The organism is Acetobacter fabarum (assembly GCF_029069195.1).
GTDB classification, from domain to species: Bacteria; Pseudomonadota; Alphaproteobacteria; order Acetobacterales; family Acetobacteraceae; genus Acetobacter; species Acetobacter fabarum_A.
In genome coordinates this window covers 143,063-159,070 of the sequence record NZ_JARDYK010000005.1, presented here as the reverse complement: position 1 = coordinate 159,070, position 16,008 = coordinate 143,063, and the positions used below count along the sequence as shown (strand labels likewise).

15 protein-coding genes and 1 tRNA gene are annotated in these 16,008 nt (G+C 62.5%); 5 read left to right on the top strand and 11 right to left on the bottom strand.

What is annotated here, in order from left to right; translation table 11 throughout:
* Nucleotides 1–367 precede the first annotated feature (367 nt).
* Nucleotides 368–2,974: a DNA translocase FtsK gene (locus PY793_RS08700; RefSeq protein ID WP_408744692.1), complete on the top strand. Its 2,607-nt coding sequence runs from the start codon at nt 368–370 to the stop codon at nt 2,972–2,974.
* A 7-nt stretch (nt 2,975–2,981) separates the two neighbouring features.
* On the top strand, nt 2,982–3,647 hold the full coding sequence (locus PY793_RS08695) for an RluA family pseudouridine synthase (RefSeq protein ID WP_275177696.1): 666 nt from the start codon (nt 2,982–2,984) through the stop codon (nt 3,645–3,647).
* Between the two features lie 29 nt (nt 3,648–3,676).
* On the opposite strand, the gene PY793_RS08690 is transcribed toward PY793_RS08695, so the two are convergent.
* Genes PY793_RS08690 through PY793_RS08665 form a run of 6 tightly spaced genes read right to left on the bottom strand, consistent with a single transcriptional unit; the run spans nt 3,677 to nt 9,380 of the window.
* A complete protein-coding gene (locus tag PY793_RS08690; RefSeq protein ID WP_275177695.1) occupies nt 3,677–4,840 on the bottom strand; it encodes a glycosyltransferase family 4 protein in 1,164 nt (387 codons plus the stop codon).
* A gap of 31 nt (nt 4,841–4,871) precedes the next feature.
* A complete protein-coding gene (locus tag PY793_RS08685; RefSeq protein WP_275177694.1) occupies nt 4,872–5,531 on the bottom strand; it encodes a glutathione S-transferase in 660 nt (219 codons plus the stop codon).
* A gap of 21 nt (nt 5,532–5,552) precedes the next feature.
* Nucleotides 5,553–6,635 carry a tRNA 2-thiouridine(34) synthase MnmA gene (mnmA, locus tag PY793_RS08680; RefSeq protein ID WP_275177693.1) on the bottom strand — a complete coding sequence of 361 codons (1,083 nt, stop codon included), beginning with the start codon at nt 6,633–6,635 and terminating at the stop codon, nt 5,553–5,555.
* Between the two features lie 27 nt (nt 6,636–6,662).
* On the bottom strand, nt 6,663–6,977 hold the full coding sequence (locus PY793_RS08675; RefSeq protein ID WP_275177692.1) for a ferredoxin family 2Fe-2S iron-sulfur cluster binding protein: 315 nt from the start codon (nt 6,975–6,977) through the stop codon (nt 6,663–6,665).
* Nucleotides 6,978–7,033: 56 nt separating this feature from the next.
* The gene (locus PY793_RS08670; RefSeq protein ID WP_275177691.1) at nt 7,034–8,221 is read right to left on the bottom strand and encodes a cysteine desulfurase family protein; all 1,188 of its coding nucleotides are present in this window, start codon (nt 8,219–8,221) and stop codon (nt 7,034–7,036) included.
* Nucleotides 8,222–8,231: 10 nt separating this feature from the next.
* Entirely contained in the window at nt 8,232–9,380 is a 1,149-nt protein-coding gene (locus tag PY793_RS08665) for a cysteine desulfurase family protein (protein ID WP_275177690.1), read from the bottom strand.
* A 114-nt stretch (nt 9,381–9,494) separates the two neighbouring features.
* Between PY793_RS08665 and PY793_RS08660 the strand changes: the two genes are divergently transcribed.
* Complete coding sequence (locus PY793_RS08660) at nt 9,495–9,668, top strand: hypothetical protein (RefSeq protein ID WP_275177689.1); 174 nt, start codon at nt 9,495–9,497, stop codon at nt 9,666–9,668.
* A 189-nt stretch (nt 9,669–9,857) separates the two neighbouring features.
* Nucleotides 9,858–10,523: an alpha/beta hydrolase gene (locus PY793_RS08655; protein ID WP_275177688.1), complete on the top strand. Its 666-nt coding sequence runs from the start codon at nt 9,858–9,860 to the stop codon at nt 10,521–10,523.
* 111 nt (nt 10,524–10,634) lie between these two features.
* Here the strand turns inward: PY793_RS08655 and PY793_RS08650 are convergent, their stop codons facing one another.
* Together PY793_RS08650 and cysS are read right to left on the bottom strand one after the other, a co-directional pair.
* Entirely contained in the window at nt 10,635–11,408 is a 774-nt protein-coding gene (locus PY793_RS08650; RefSeq protein WP_275177687.1) for an RNA methyltransferase, read from the bottom strand.
* A complete protein-coding gene (gene cysS, locus PY793_RS08645; protein ID WP_275177686.1) occupies nt 11,405–12,781 on the bottom strand; it encodes a cysteine--tRNA ligase in 1,377 nt (458 codons plus the stop codon). The genes PY793_RS08650 and cysS overlap by 4 nt, the downstream gene beginning before the upstream one ends.
* Before the next feature lie 141 nt (nt 12,782–12,922).
* On the opposite strand from cysS, the gene PY793_RS08640 reads away from it, so the two are divergent.
* Nucleotides 12,923–12,997 (top strand) — tRNA-Thr (locus PY793_RS08640).
* 155 nt (nt 12,998–13,152) lie between these two features.
* Here the strand turns inward: PY793_RS08640 and PY793_RS08635 are convergent.
* The 3 genes from PY793_RS08635 to trxA form a co-directional block, all read right to left on the bottom strand.
* Nucleotides 13,153–14,499 (bottom strand): bifunctional folylpolyglutamate synthase/dihydrofolate synthase, encoded by a 1,347-nt coding sequence (locus PY793_RS08635; RefSeq protein ID WP_275177726.1) that lies wholly within the window; start codon nt 14,497–14,499, stop codon nt 13,153–13,155.
* Between the two features lie 17 nt (nt 14,500–14,516).
* Nucleotides 14,517–15,422 carry an acetyl-CoA carboxylase, carboxyltransferase subunit beta gene (gene accD, locus PY793_RS08630; protein ID WP_275177685.1) on the bottom strand — a complete coding sequence of 302 codons (906 nt, stop codon included), beginning with the start codon at nt 15,420–15,422 and terminating at the stop codon, nt 14,517–14,519.
* A 166-nt stretch (nt 15,423–15,588) separates the two neighbouring features.
* Entirely contained in the window at nt 15,589–15,915 is a 327-nt protein-coding gene (gene trxA, locus PY793_RS08625; protein ID WP_275177684.1) for a thioredoxin TrxA, read from the bottom strand.
* Nucleotides 15,916–16,008 lie beyond the last annotated feature (93 nt).

The following is a 16,008-nucleotide window of genomic DNA, read 5'->3' as shown; positions in this document are numbered from 1 at the left end:
CACGATGGGTATTGATACTGGCCTAATATCGTCGATCTCCCACCCCTGAACAAGCCGCTCACGCCCAATGCGCCCATGCCCGTTACGCCGGATAGTCATGCTCCTGCCTCTGGACATGTTTCTTTGACATGGGTTGAACATCGCCCGCCTCTGGCCGCAATCTTGTGCAAAGGATGCGGTTCGCAATACGCGGTGAGGCTGCTAAGAAGAAAGCAGTCACCCTTTACAACCACCCGCGCGCCCGATTCCTGCCCATGGCAGGGTGCAGCCGCGGCTTCTGGAGTCAGGACCGGCACCCTTGGCGCGCACAAGCCCTTTAAATACCTCCAACTCCTCCGTTCTCCACAAAAGTACCCTGCGCCTGCGCATGGAGGAAGGAGGCGGCATTGCGCTCTGCATTCTGGCCTGTGCCCTGCTGGCAGCCCTGCTGACCTATAATCCGACCGACCCATCCTTTAACACCGCCACCAACCAGCCCCCCACCAACCTGCTTGGCATAACAGGTGCGTTTGTAGCCGATACGCTGTTACAGGGAATCGGGCTGGGGGCCGCAGTGCCGGTGCTGATTCTGCTTGCATGGGGGTGGCGCTTCATGGGCCACCGCCTGCTTGGACACGAAACATGGATGGTCTTTGGCATGCGGGTGGCTGCCATTTTATGCCTGCTCCCCGTAACAGGCGCCCTGCTTGCCGCCATTCCGCTGCTGTTTACCACCCTGCCCGCCATGGAATGGCCCACGCAGGCCGGTATTGGCGGGGGTGTCGGCCACTCCATTGCCCAGACCTCCATTGCCGCAGGCATGGCCGCCATAGGACCTGCGGGGGGAATGGTTATCTGGCTGCTGGGCGGGCTGCTTGCAGGGCTTCTGCTTGCCCTTGGCACCGGCCTGCGGCGTGATGAATGGTATGCCATCTGGCGGGCATTTGCGTTTGTCGTGTGCCTGCCGGGCAGGCTGGGCAGGCGGTTCGTGCGTTATTATGCCAGCCATAAACCACACCCCGCCGCCCCGGCAACCAGCACACGTTCTGGCACCTATGCCCCGCAGGCCCAACCGGCGGCGGACCCGTTTTATGGCAGCACCCTGCCCTCCGGCCCCCTGTTTGATGATGAGGAGGACGAGCACGCCCCCTATCACACCCCCCGCGCCACCCCCTCCCACGTCACGGGCACGGCACTGGTGCTGCACGGCGCGCAGGATAACGGCCAGCCTGCCCTGCATGGCTTTGCCCCCGCAGCTTTGGATACACTACCGGGCAACCCTGCACGGGCAACGGCCATAACCCCGCTGCCCACCACAAAAGCCGACCCTGCCTTTCCCCTGCCCACCGCCACAACACCGCACCCCGCGCCGGAAAAACCCGCCAAAAGCGGGTTGCTCGGCCGCCTGTTCTCTGGCGCCAGCCAGCCCGAGAGCACGCACGCCGCCCCCGAGCGCACGCCCTCCACCCGCAAAGGCGGATGGGAACTCCCCCCCATGAGCCTGCTGCGCGCCGCCCCCGGCAACGCCCATACCGGCCCCTCGCCCGAGCTGCTCAACGCCACCGCCCGCATGCTGGAGCAGGTTCTGGCCGATTACGGCGTGCAGGGCCGCATTGTGGGCATGAGCGCTGGCCCCGTGGTAACACTCTATGAACTGGAACCCGCACCGGGTATCCGCTCGGCCCGCATTATCGGGCTGGCGGACGATGTAGCGCGCTCCCTGTCCGTGCTGAGCGTGCGCATTGCCACCGTGCCGGGCCGCAACGTGATGGGGATTGAAGTTCCCAACCAGACGCGTGAGACGGTTTATCTGTCCGAACTGCTCAACCAGCCCACATGGCGTGAGGATACAGGCCAGCTCCCTCTGGCGCTTGGCAAGGATATTGCGGGCGAACCCATGTTCTCCGACCTTGCGCGCATGCCCCACCTGCTTGTCGCGGGGACCACTGGCTCGGGCAAATCGGTTGGCGTGAACGCCATGATCCTCTCCCTGCTCTACCGGCACTCGCCCGATGAATGCAGGCTGATCATGATCGACCCCAAGGTGCTTGAACTCTCCATTTACGACGGGATCCCCCACCTGCTCACCCCGGTTGTGACCGAGCCGCCCAAGGCGGTTAACGCGCTCAAATGGGTGGTGCGTGAAATGGACCGCCGCTACCGTACCATGGCGCACCTGCAGGTACGCAACATTGCAGGCTACAATGCCCGCGCGGCCGAAGCCCGGGCAGATGGGGAAGTGGTGGTCCGCCGCGTGCAGACCGGCTTTGACCCCGAAACCGGCAACCCGGTGTTTGAGGAACAGTCCGTTGCTCTGGACCCCATGCCTTATATTGTGGTCATTATTGATGAAATGGCCGATCTGATGATGACCGCAGGCAAGGAAATTGACGCCTGCGTGCAGCGTCTGGCCCAAAAGGCGCGCGCTGCGGGTATTCATGTCATCATGGCAACGCAGCGCCCTTCGGTGGATGTGATCACCGGCACCATCAAGGCCAACTTCCCCACCCGTATTTCGTTTCAGGTCATCAGCAAGTTCGACAGCCGCACCATTCTGGGCGAACAGGGGGCCGAGCAGCTTCTGGGGCAGGGGGATATGCTGTTCATGCAGGGCGGGGGCCGCATTACCCGTGTGCACGGTCCGTTTGTGGCCGACAGCGAGGTGGAGCAGGTTGTCAACTTCCTCAAGGAACAGGGGGAACCCATTTATGATGAGGATGTTCTGGCCGAACCCATGGAGGAAGGCTCCTCCTCCAGTGCAGGCAACCGTTCCGGCGGGAACGAAAGTGCCGAAGCCGACATGTACAGCGAGGCCGTAAGCATTGTCACGCGTGAGGGCAAGGCATCGACCTCCTTTATCCAGCGCCACCTGTCCATTGGCTACAACCGCGCGGCCAAGCTGATCGAACAGATGGAAAAGGAAGGGATTATCAGCCGGGCGGACAATGTCGGCCGCCGCAAGGTGCTGATAGGCTCCAACCGCGAAGAAGACTAAACCCCGTATGCCTCCTCCCCTGCCTCCCCTGCTCTACCAGAGCAGCCATATGGTTATTCTGGACAAGCCTGCTGGCCTGCCCGTACACACCGGCCCCGGAGGCGGCGCATGTGTGGAGGACTGGTTTCCCCTGCTTTCCCGCCGCAAGGATGGCCCGTGGCTTGCCCACCGGCTGGATGCGGACACGTCGGGCTGTCTTGCCATAGCCCTGCGCAAACAACCCCTTCTGGCCATGCAGGAGGCCTTTGCCAGCAAAACCGCGCGCAAGACCTACTGGGCTGTGGTGGAAGGCGGGCCGCAGGCCACAACCGGACGCGTGGACCTGCCGCTGCTCAAAACCAGCACCAGAACGGGCTGGTCCGTGCAGGTGGCGGATAAGGGGGCTCCTGCGGCCACCACATGGCGGGTTCTGGGCCGGGACGGGCAGACAAGCTGGCTGGAACTGGAGCTGGAAACCGGGCGCACCCATCAGGCCCGCGTCCATTGCGCCGCCATGGGCTGGCCTATTGTGGGAGACGCGCTTTACGGCAAACCCCATGCGGCCGGGCTGCACCTGCTGGCCAGAAGCCTGTTCCTGCCCATTGATAACGGCGTTACCGTAACCGCCCCCCCACGTGCAGGCATGCGCCCAGCCCTGCACGCCTGCGGCTGGCGCACGACCGGGCAGGGCTGAAAGCCCTACCGCACGGCACCCCGCATACCTTAAGGCTGCCCGAGTGCCCCTGTATCGGGCCAGACCTGCACAAGCCGGGCGTGCAGGGTATGGCGTCTGATGCGGAGCACTGCGCTGTCAAACATCTGTGCCCGCGCCCGTCCGGCCTGCCCCATGCGCATACGCAGGTCGGTATCGGACATCAGATGCTCAAGCGCCTCCACCACGGAGGGCAGGTCATCGGGGTTGGCATAAAGTGCTGTCTGCCCGGCAACATCGGGTAGCCCCCCTTTGCGCGATGTAACCAGGGCTGCCCCGCAGCCCATGGCCTCCAGGGCAGCCATGCCAAAGGGTTCGGCCCACCGACTGGGTACGACCACAATAGCGGCATGGCTCATGGCCTGCAAAACCTGCGCATGTGGCTGGTAGCCCGCCATCTGCACCCCTGCGGCCTGAGCCTGAGCCTGTATCCGGGTCAGAAATTCCGTTTGGGGGGACATGCAGCCAAACCTGTCCGCCCCTATAATCCGCGCCTGCCATGTGGGATGGCGAGGCAGCAGGATGGCACAGGCCTGCACAAAGGCATCCACCCCCTTGTCCGCCACAACGCGGCCTGCAAACAGCACAAGATTCTCCCTTACCGGCGCAGAAGCAGGCAGTGTGGCAAGGTCCAGCCCATTGGGCAGCACGCCGACATGGGCGTGCACCCCCTGCTCCAGAAACCGGTTCCGCAACCACTCTGACACCACCACAACAGCCATCCTGCGTGCCAGCAGCATACGCTTACGGGCAGTTCTGATCAGGCGCATACCACGCGGGTCATTGTGCAGAACCAGCACCAGAGGCAGGTGGGGAAAGCGCTGGCTTATGGCCCACGCCAGTTCCGGGCGGTTATGCACCTCCACCAGATCGGGGCGCAGCCTGCGGACCAGCCGCACTACGCCAGCCCGGTAGCGCCCCGTATTGCTGAACGGGAACAGAACAGGTGGCACAGGCACAAAAGACACATCATCATACGGACGGGTTGCGGGGGGACTGCCCGCCACCACTTCGCCTGCCCCCGCCATGCGGTGCACCAGCAGCGCTATGGCTCCGGCCTCATCGGGGGCAAAACCTTCGCGCGGAGGCAGAACAGTCAGCACCCGCAAGGGTGGAGGGGACGCTATGGCCACAACACCCGGCCTGTGCCCCTGCTGCGGACCGTGCACGGTCATGCCTGCCCCCCTGCTGTCCGCCATGGTGTGTTCAGGGCAGGGTTTCGTACATATCCAGTTGCCACTCCACCGGCTCACGCGCAGCAGCGGCATACCATTCCACCATCAGCGGGTGGTGGCGCACGGCCTGCATGTAAGCCTGCGCCGTGCCGGAAAGCCCTGACACGCCATAGGACAGAAAACGGCGGACAACAGGGGCAAACATGGCATCTACATTCCCCATGCCCGACCCGCACAGGAACGGCCCGCCCCGACCCGCCCCTTCGGTCCAGATGGCGTTGATACGTGCTATATCCTTATGCACATCTTCAGCCAGAGGCGCGGCCAGCGGGCGGTTGCGGCCCAGATTCATGGGCAGGGCAGAGCGCACGGCCCTGAAGCCGGAGTGCATTTCCGCCGCTACCGAACGGGCCCATGCCCGCGCGGCCCGGTCCTCCGGCCACAAAAAAATGTGGTGCTCGGCACAGTATTCAGCAATGGAGAGCGAGTCCCATACCACGGCTCCCCTGTGTTCCAGATACGGCACGCATCCGTTGGGCGAGAGGGTTTTAAGGGCCGTGGTCTGCCCTGCACCGGCCAGCGGCACAACCTCCACCCCCACGTCCAGCCCTGCCAGGCGCACACACAGCCAGCCGCGCAGGGACCAGGACGAATAACGCTGCGTACCAATAACCAGACGACCTTCCGCCATGTGCATGCACTCCTGTTTTGTTCAAGCCGTGGCCTGCTGCTCCGTCCGACGGATAAACCCACCACCCAGAATACGACTCCCCTTATAAAACACACAGGCCTGACCGGGGGCAGGCATGGCGGGTTCGTCCAGCAGCACGGTTGCGCCATCGGGGGCTGGTATCACACGGGCCGCCCGCGGCTCTTCACGCGCGCGCATCTGCACCTTGCAGACAATCCCTTCTGGCGGGGGGTCAAGCAGCCAGTTGACATCGCGCACGGACAGGGAACTGACAAAAGCGTGCGCGCGCGGACCAATAATCACACGCTTGCGGCCCGGCTCCACGCCCACCACCATCTGGCGTTCGCCGTGCAGACGCGCAGCATTCCCCAGCCGTTTGCTCTGGCCCACGGTAAAGCGCATCACGCCCTCATGCGCGCCCACAACATGGCCGGACTGGTCCACAATCTCGCCCGGGCCTGCCATTTCGGGGTGCATGCGCTCCACCAGATCCGCGTAGGAACCATCGCTGACAAAACACAGATCCTGACTGTCGGGCTTGCCTGCCACAACCAGCCCGTACCGCTCGGCCTCGCGCCGCACGGCGGCCTTGTCGGGCATATCCCCCAGAGGGAAGCGTAAAAAATCAAGCTGGTCGCGCGTGGTGGCAAACAGGAACCAGCTCTGGTCGCGCGCCTCATCTACCGGGCGGTGCAGTTCCGCGCCCTGCGGGCCTTCCACACGGCGGACATAATGGCCGGTGGCCATGGCCTCGGCCCCGATTTCCTTCGCCAGTCCCAGCAGGTCGGTAAATTTGACGCCCTGATTGCAGGCAACACAGGGTACGGGAGTTTCCCCCGCTGCATAGGCATCAGCAAAGCGTTCGATCACACTGTCCTGAAACCGGCGTTCCGCATCAATCACATAATGCGGAAATCCCAGACGGTCGGCCACGGCGCGGGCATCGCGGATGTCCTGCCCCGCACAGCATGCACCTTTTTTAGCCGCCCCTCTGGAATCGTAAAGCTGAAGGGTCGCGCCCACAACCTCATGCCCTTCTTCCAAAAGACGGGCAGCCACCACGGAACTATCCACCCCTCCGGACATGGCGACAAGAATACGCATGGGCGGGCTATCCTTCCCTTCTGGGTATCAGGCCTTGCCGGGCAGGCGCACGACCAGACCATCAAGGGCTTCGGTCATGACAATCTGGCAGCCAAGGCGCGAGGTTTTTTCCAGCCCGAAAGCAAGATCAAGCATATCTTCCTCATCGTCGGTGGGAGCATCCAGCCGGTCCGCCCATGCTGGGTCCACCACAACATGGCAGGTAGCGCAGGCCAGCGAGCCCTCGCACGCGCCCTCAAGGTCCACATCGTGCTTATGGGCAATCTCCAGCACGGACAGGCCGACCGGGGCATCGACCGTGCGTTCTGTTCCGTCCTGCTCAATAAACGTCATCTGGGGCATTGGTTTTCATCCTGCCAAAAAATATCATGGCGGCGGCGGCCTGTATGGTCCGGGCCTTAGGCTGCGGGCATGGGCCGCCGGGGTGGTGTGGCCCGCACCTGCAGGGCAGCCTGTGCCAGACTGTCCGCCGCGCGTTCTGCTTCGGCGGTGGAGGTAAAACGTCCGGGAGACAGACGCAAGCTTCTTCCTGCTTCTTCAAAACTCAGGCCCATGGCTTCCAGCACGTAGGAAGGGGCCAGTTCGGCCGAAGAGCACGCCGAACCAAGGGAAACTTCAAGCCCGGGCATGACCGCCAGAACCTCTGCCGCACGCAGGTCAGGCGGCAGACGCAGGCTGAAAATGCCCGGCAGGCGCGCAGCTTCCTGCGCATTGACCACACATCCGGGCAACTGCGGCCCCAGACGGGCCAGAAAAACCGCCTGAACTTCGGCCAGATGCGCGCCATCATGCGCCATATCCGTTCGGGCAATCTGACAGGCCTCCCCAAACCCTGCCAGCAGAAAGCCCGGCAAGGTGCCAGAGCGCAGCCCCCGCTCCTGCCCACCACCGGAGAACAGGGGGGTCAGGCGCACACGCGGGCGACGGCGTACAAACAGTGCGCCCGCCCCCTTTGGCCCATACAGCTTGTGGCTGGAAATGGAGGCCAGAGCCACAGGCAGGGTATGCAGGTCCAGTGCAGTCTTGCCTGCCGCCTGAGCCAGATCCGTATGCAGCAGCGCCCCCGCCTGCGCGACCAGCGCACCCAGCGTGGCGAGGTCCTGCAGAACTCCGGTTTCGTTATTGGCGGCGGCAATGGACACAACAGCCGTGGGAGCCTGCGCCAAAGCACGGGCCAGCACATCCGGCTCCACCTGCCCAAGAGGGTTAACCGGCAGAATAACCGGCTCAAACCCTTCGCCCGCCAGGTCTGCCACGCTTTGCAGCACGCATTTGTGCTCGGTCGCCACGGTTATGACCCGGCGGCGCGGGCTCCCGTGTACCGCCAGATGCCGCGCAGCCCCCTTTATGGCAAGGTTATTGGACTCGGTCGCCCCCGAGGTAAAAACAATCTCGCGCTCATCCGCCCCCAGTAGGGCCGCAACCTGCGCGCGGGCCTGCTCCACCATACGGGCCGCACGGATGCCGCTGGCATGGGTGGTGCTATGCGGGTTGCCGTTTTCCTCCGCCAGAGCGCGCAGCAGAACAGCCTGCACGCGTGGGTCGCATGGCGTGGTTGCCGCGTGGTCAAAATACAATGCCGCCATACCCGGCCCCCTATTGCGCCAGAGCCAGACCCGCCCCGGCCGCCATGCGTGCGTAACTTTGCACAAACCGCTCCACATCCGCCTCCCGCACATTCCATGGCAGGGACACACGGATGGCCTGCCCTGCCAGCTCCCCCAGCCCCATGGCGTCCAGCACATGAGAGAACGCCACCTTGCCCGACGAACAGGCCGAGCCTGCGGAAACGCAAAACCCGTCCAGGTCCAGCCGCATAAGCTGGCCCTGCGCGCGGCGACCGGGGAGTGCAAGGGACACCGTATTGCACAGCCGTGGAACACCTGCCCCACAGACCACGGCCCCCACGGCCTGTGCCGCCTGCTCCAGCCGGTTGCGCAGGGGAAGCAGGTCCTGCGGATTGTCCAGAGCGTCGCACAGGGCCGCGGCAAGCCCGGCTATGGCGGGCAGGGGCTGCGTGCCACCCCTGCGTCCCTGCTCCTGCCCGCCACCTTCAAACACCGGGGCCAGCGCCCTTGGTGCAGGCCCGCGCAACAGCAGAGCACCTGCCCCTTTTGGTCCACCCATTTTATGGCCAGAACAGGCCAGACTATCGGCCCCCAGTTCTTCCACGTTCACAGCCATGCGGCCTGCCGCCTGCACGGCATCCACATGCAAATGCGCACCATGCTGGCGGCACAGGCGGGCCACCTCGGCTATGGGGTGGAGAACGCCTGTTTCGTTATTGGCCAGCATGAGGCAGACAAAAGCAGGTGCTCCCGGAGCGCTCAGGGCCGCATCCAGCAGGTCCAGACAGACCTGCCCGTGGCTGTCCACCTCCAGCCATGCCCTGTCCGCCCCATCGGGCACACCCTTGCGCACCGCATCATGCTCGGTGCGACCGACCAGAAAACGCCGCCCCTGCCCAAGCCCGTGCATGGCCAGCACGTTGGCCTCCGTACCACCAGAGGTAAACACGCAGTTGAGCGGAGCCACACCAAGGCGACGCGCCACCGTGTTGCGCGCCTCCTCCAGCATGGCGCGCGCCTGCCGCCCTGCATGGTGCACGGAAGACGGATTCCCCGTAAGGTCCGCCGCCTCCAGCATGGCCACACGCGCCAGAGGCCGCAGGGGTTCGGTCGCGTTGGCATCCAGATAGACAGGTTTGGAAAAATCCCTTACCCTATCGTCTGTTTTGTCATTCATGCTTTTTTTCTACCCGTAACCATACCAGAACTGCGCTTTTTGCAGGCCGTGCAGTACGGCCATTGTCACGATTTATGTGGAAATTCTGGCCCCCAAGCCGCTATAGAGTGCCACATGGTCAGCACCACAGGGCACAACGGAAACGGCAGGCTGGAAACGGGTTTTCCCGCATGCGCAGCATTCACGGACAACAACCCGCACGATTATGCCTGCGTTTTGCGCAAGGTCAACGCCAGAGTGCGCCTCACACCCTTTTCTGGTCGTGGGACGGACACCATGTGTCTGTAATGCGCTCCTTTTTCCGTTTTCCCCCAGAAACGGAAAAAGGAGACAGGCTGACTGAGAATTAAAGCTTGCGGGCCTCTGGTATGCCCGCATGTTCCGGCCCGGAACGTGGCATCGTTCCCCGCCGGGGCAATTATCAAACCCGGAAGCGTCATGCCCGCGGACGCCCTTCCCAGATCAAGCGGAACCTACATGCCTGAGGTTATGTTTGCCGGCCCGGATGGACGTCTTGAAGGACGTTATCACCACTCAAACGAGCCCAACGCCCCGCTTGCCCTCGTGCTGCACCCCCACCCGCTGCACGGCGGCACCATGAACAACCGGATTACATACGCCCTGTACCGCACGTTCGAGAACATGGGCTTTTCTGTCATGCGCTACAATTCCCGTGGGGTTGGACGCTCGCAAGGGCGGTTTGACGGGGGCATTGGCGAAATTTCCGATGCCGCAGCAGCCCTTGACTGGATGCAGATGATCAACCCCAACGCCAGCGGTCTGTGGATTGCGGGGTATTCATTCGGTGCGTTCGTGGGCATGCAACTGCTGATGCGCCGACCAGAAATTACCGGCTGGATCAGCATTGCCCCTCCTGCGGCCCATTATGACTTCGGCTTTCTGGCCCCCTGCCCGTGTGGCGGGCTGATGATTGCCGGTGGCAAGGATGACATGGCTCCCGAGCCCGCCATCCACAAGCTGGTCGATAAGCTCAACACCCAGAAAGGTGTGACAGTAGACTACCGCGTTTACCCCGAAGCGGATCATATTTTTGCCAAACAGGCCGACAAGATTACCGCTGCGGTGGAAGACCACGTCACCCGCGCCATGAGACAGCAGCACATGGCGCTGGCCGCAGACTAACGTCCTGCACGCTACTCCGGCTATGGCCTGCAAGCAGCAGGCCATAGCCGTAAACCCCGCCCCGCTGTATGAGCGATTGCGGGGCGGGGCCGTGCATCCCTTGCGGGGTGGTCAGTCCTCCGTGCGGCGGGGGTGCGCCAGTTCGCGCACGACACCATGCAGGGTGCGCAGTTCCTGCTCCGTAACTTCCCCACGGGTAAAAAAGTGACGCAGGTTGCGGACCATGCCAGGGCGTTTCTGTGCGTTTCGCAAAAAGCCGCACCCATCCAGCTCACGCACAAGGTGGCTCACAAAGTTCTCAAGCTCCCCTTTGGTGGCCACATGGGTTTCGTTGGTCATGAGTGTGCGCGGGGGTGTTGCGTCTGCCGCCATCCACCATTCATACGCCATGATCATGACCGCCTGCGCCAGATTGAGCGACATGAAGGCAGGGTTAAGCGGGTAGCGGATCAGTGCATCCGCGCGCGCCATATCTTCATTATCCAGACCGGCGCGTTCGGGGCCGAACATCAGCCCGACCTTGAGCCCACGCTGGGTTGCCGCACGTAATTCCGCCGCACCGCCACGGGCGGTCATGACCGTTTTTACAATATGGCGGGGCCGTGGGCAGGTGGCGTACACATGGTGCAGATCGGCTATGGCGTCATCCACACTCTCATGCACCGTTGCGGCTTCCAGAATCCTGTCCGCGCCCGAGGCCGTACGCCATGCCCGGTCCTGTGGCCAGCCATCGCGGGGGCTGACAAGACGCAGGTGGAACAGGCCACCATTGGCCATGGCGCGGGCCGTGGTGCCAATGTTCTCGGCCATTTGCGGCCTTACCAGAATAACAACAGGTGTGTTGCCCAAAGGCTCCAGCGGTGCCCCGCCGTCCCGCCCGGTCATGCGCGCCTCCAGCTTGTGCCGTCTTTTGTATCTTCCAGCACAATACCCTGTGCCTGCAACTGGTCGCGCAGGGCATCGGCCCTTGCAAAATTCCGTGCTTTTCTGGCGGCCAGCCGTTCCGTTATAAGATTTTCAATTGCAGCATCTTCCTCGGCGGAGGATTCTCCACGGAACCATTGCGCCGGATCAGCCTGCAACAGGCCCATCAACGCCCCACCAGCCCTGAGCGCTCCTGCGGCCTCACGGTCCCCGCCCATGGCCTGATTGGCCAGCACGTGCAACTCGGCAATGGCCCTTGGGGTATTCAGGTCCTCTTCCAGTGCGGCAAGCACGTTTTGCGGGACGGGGGCTACGGGCACATCCGGCACACTGGAGAGCGCGCGGTAGAACCGGTCCAGCGTTTTGCGGGCTTCATTCAGCCCGGCCTGCGTGTAATTAAGGGTGGAGCGGTAATGCGTGCCCAGCAGCAGCAGACGCAGCGCCTCTGCCGGAACCTGTGCCAGCACATCGCGGATAGTCAGGAAATTGCCCAGTGACTTGGACATTTTCTCGCCTTCCACCAGAAGCATGGCGTTATGCACCCAGTAATTGGCAAACTGGCTATGCGGAAAGCAGCACAGGCTTTGCGCGCGTTCGTTCTCATGATGTGGGAAAAGCAGGTCCGACCCGCCGCCATGAATATCAAAACTGTCGCCCAGATAACGGTGCGACATGGCCGAACATTCAATATGCCACCCCGGACGCCCCCTGCCCCACGGGCTATCCCACCCCGGCTGGTCAGCGTCTGATGGCTTCCACAGCACAAAATCACCCGGAGCCTTCTTGTAAGGTGCGACTTCCACGCGCGCACCCGCTTCCAGTTCATCAGGATTACGACCAGAGAGCGCGCCGTAGGAAGGGAACGAGCCGACCGAGAACAGTACATGCCCCTGTGCCGCGTATGCATGCCCGTTCTCAATCAGCCGGGCGATCATGGCCTGCATCTCACCAATATTATGGGTCGCGCGGGGTTCTATGTCGGGTGGCAGCACGTCTAGAGAGGCCAGGTCCTGGTGGAACTCCGCCGTGGTGCGCTGGGTAAGCGTGCCAATATCTTCCCCGTTGGCGCGGGCGCGGGCGGTGATCTTGTCATCCACATCGGTAATATTGCGCACGAATGTAACGCGCGGGTAGAGCGTGCGCAGCAGCCTGACCAGCACATCCGCCGTAAGCATGGCGCGCAGATTGCCAATATGGGCCAGATCATACACCGTGGGGCCACAGTAATAGACCTTGACATGCGCGGGATCGAGCGGCTGGAACGGCACGGTCGCACGGCGCTGGCTATCGTGCAGAAACAGGGCGGGAGCGGGGCTTGGAGAAACGTGCGGCATGTCCGCCTAGATGCGCCACCCACGAAAACGATGCAATATGTGTATGGACCAAAAAAACCGCGATTATTCCAAAAAACAGGACTTGACGCTCTTACCCTTTTACCGCTTATAGTCCGGCCTTAGCGCAGAATATGTGCATGTGCCCTTATAGCTCAGTGGTAGAGCAACCGCCTTGTAAGCGGTAGGTCTTCAGTTCAAATCTGAATGGGGGCACCATTTTTTCCCGTTTTGAAGACTATATCCAGCCTTGCCCTTCAGGCATGGCCGCCTCTGGCAGATAGCCAGAAGGGGGATGTGGTGGGCATATATCCGGTTTTATACAGCACACACCACGAACCTGCTTTATCCTTTTACCTGCCCAGCGGCAGGTCTTATGCCATGACCCAGCCATCCTGACGGAGAGCTACACCCGCCAGATACAGGCTGCCACAGATCAGCACCCGTGCAGGCTGTGGGCGGGCTTCTGCACGGGTCGCCAGTGTGCCCAGTGCGCGTGCAAGCGTGGGGCCAGTATGGGCCTTACCCCCCGACGCCTCCACAATAGCCTGCGCAGGCAGGGCCAGATGCTGCTCGGGTTCACATATGGCCCACAGGTCATCCGCATAAGGCAAAATCGGCCCCAGAAAACCCGAGGCGTCCTTGGTCTGCTTCATCCCTACCAGTAGATGCAGGGGTCGGTCCTTCCAGTGGTCCAGTGCCTGCGCCAGAGCAGCACCTGCTCCGGGGTTGTGCCCTCCGTCCAGCCACAATTCCCACCCTGCGGGCAGCAGGGCTGCCAGTTTTCCGTGCAGGCGCTGCATGCGGGCAGGCCATTGCACCTGCGCCACACCCTGCCATGCGGCCTGTGGCACATTCAGCCCGGACAGGCGTAGAGCCTCCACCGCCAGACCGGCATTTTCCATCTGCCATGGGCCGGTCAGGGCGGGCATAGGCAGGTCGAGCGTTCCCCTGGAATCGCTCAGACACAGCCCGGCAGGTTTGTCCGCATTGCTTTGGGGGGGCTTGGGCGCAACAGTCCACTCCCTACCACGACAGGCCAGCACAGCACCCACAGCCTGCGCCTGCGCCTGTAGAACCTGCATGACCTCGGCAGGCTGGCAGCCCGTAACCGCGGGCACACCGGGTTTGAAGATACCCGCTTTTTCCCCCGCGATCGCGGCCAGAGAATCCCCCAGAAACGCCTCATGATCGCGCGAGATGGAGGTGACAATGCAGGCCACAGGGCGTTCCAGCACATTGGTGGCATCGTAGCGCCCGCCAAGACCGACCTCAATAATGGCCAGTTCCGCCGGGTGGCGGGCAAACAGCATAAAGCCTGCTGCGGTCAGCACCTCGAATACGGTAATGGGCGCACCGTTGTTGATGCGCTCGATTTCCTCCAGCGTGGCCACAAGTTCGGCCTCGCTGACCAGCTTGCCCGCCACGCGGAACCGCTCGGTCACATCCACCAGATGCGGGGATGTCATAACATGCACACGCCACCCTGCCGCTTCGGCTATGGCGCGCAGGGTAGCACAGGTACTGCCCTTGCCATTGGTGCCCGCCACATGAATAACCGGCGGCAGTTGGCGCTCGGGATGCCCCAGACGGGCCAGCAAGGCCTCCAGCCGCCCGAGCGAGAGGTCGATCAGCGCAGGGTAGAGATGATTCAGCCGTTGCAGAACCTCCCCCGTACGACCGGTAAATTCGGGCACCGGGGCTTTATCCCCGGCCTGCACCTGACCCACGGAAGGGCTTACTCGGCTGCCGCAGCGGGTGCTGCAACAGACCGGGGCGGGGGTGCCTTGACATCGGCCGGAGCACGGGTCAGCAGGCCGATCAGGCGTGACAGGGTTGCAGGCATATCCTTGCGGGGCACAACCATGTCGAGCATACCGTGCTCAACCAGATATTCGGAACGCTGGAAGCCTTCGGGCAGTTTTTCGCGCACCGTGTCCTGAATAACACGGGGACCGGCAAAACCGATCAGGGCGTTGGGTTCGCCGATCTGCACATCCCCCAGCATGGCGAAGGAAGCCGTAACCCCGCCCGTGGTCGGGTTGGTCAGCACCACAATATAAGGCAGGCCCGCATCCCGCAGCATCTGCACTGCAACAGTTGTACGGGGCATCTGCATCAGGCTCAGCACCCCTTCCTGCATGCGTGCGCCACCGGAGGCGGTAAACACCACCAGGGGAGATTTCTGCAAGATGGCCAGACGGGCAGCCGCCACAAACCGCTCACCAAAAGCAGCTCCCATGGTGCCTGCCATAAACTCGAACGCCATAACGCCAACAACGGCATTATGCCCACCAATGGTGCCATGCGCGACAACAAGGGCTTCGTCCAGATGGCTCTTGGCGCGGGCGTCCTTCAGGCGGTCGGTATATTTTTTCTGGTCCCGGAAGCCAAGCGGGTCCACGGGGGCCAGCGGCAGCTCAATACGGGTGAACTCACCGTTATCAAAGGTCCATGCCAGCCGGTCATTCACCAGCACACGCATGTGGTGCCCGCAATGGGGGCAGACATTCTGCGTCTTGCGCAGTTCCTTGGTCAGAACCATCTGGGAGCACGAATCACAGGTGGTCCACAGGTTATCCGGCACATCACGGCGCAGAAGACCGCGGATTTTAGGACGGACGTATTCGGTGATCCAGCTCATTTTGAACCCTGTGACTGCACGAGACTAACGATGCGGAACCAGCCCGCCTGCGTGGTTGCATTACGCGGGCAGCGCCAATCTGCCAAGTGATTATGAAAAAACCGGGCCATCTCCACGCAGACGGGCACGTTTTTGAACGGGCACCACCTGCGCATATGGGTGTGGTTTAAAGCGCGCCTTCAACCCATGCCTTGAGCTGGCTTTTGGGCAGTGCGCCGACCTTTGTATCCACCACCTTGCCATCACGCATCAGCATAAGGGTGGGAATGGAGCGCACACCGTAGGTATTGGGGGTTACGGGGTTGTCGTCAATATTGACCTTGGCAACCGTAACCCTGCCCTGCATGTCCTTGCCAATTTCTTCCAGCGCCGGGCCGATCATTTTGCACGGGCCGCACCATTCCGCCCAGAAATCGACCAGAACAAGGCCGGACGCCTTGAGCACGTCAGCATCAAAGCTGGAATCGCTAACAGCAAGCGTATGTTCACTCATGACATGTTTTCCTTAACTACCGGGTGCCTGCGCACCTCATGCTGTCCTAGTTAACAGGTCTGCGGGCGCTGCACAGGGTGCGAACCAGCAGAC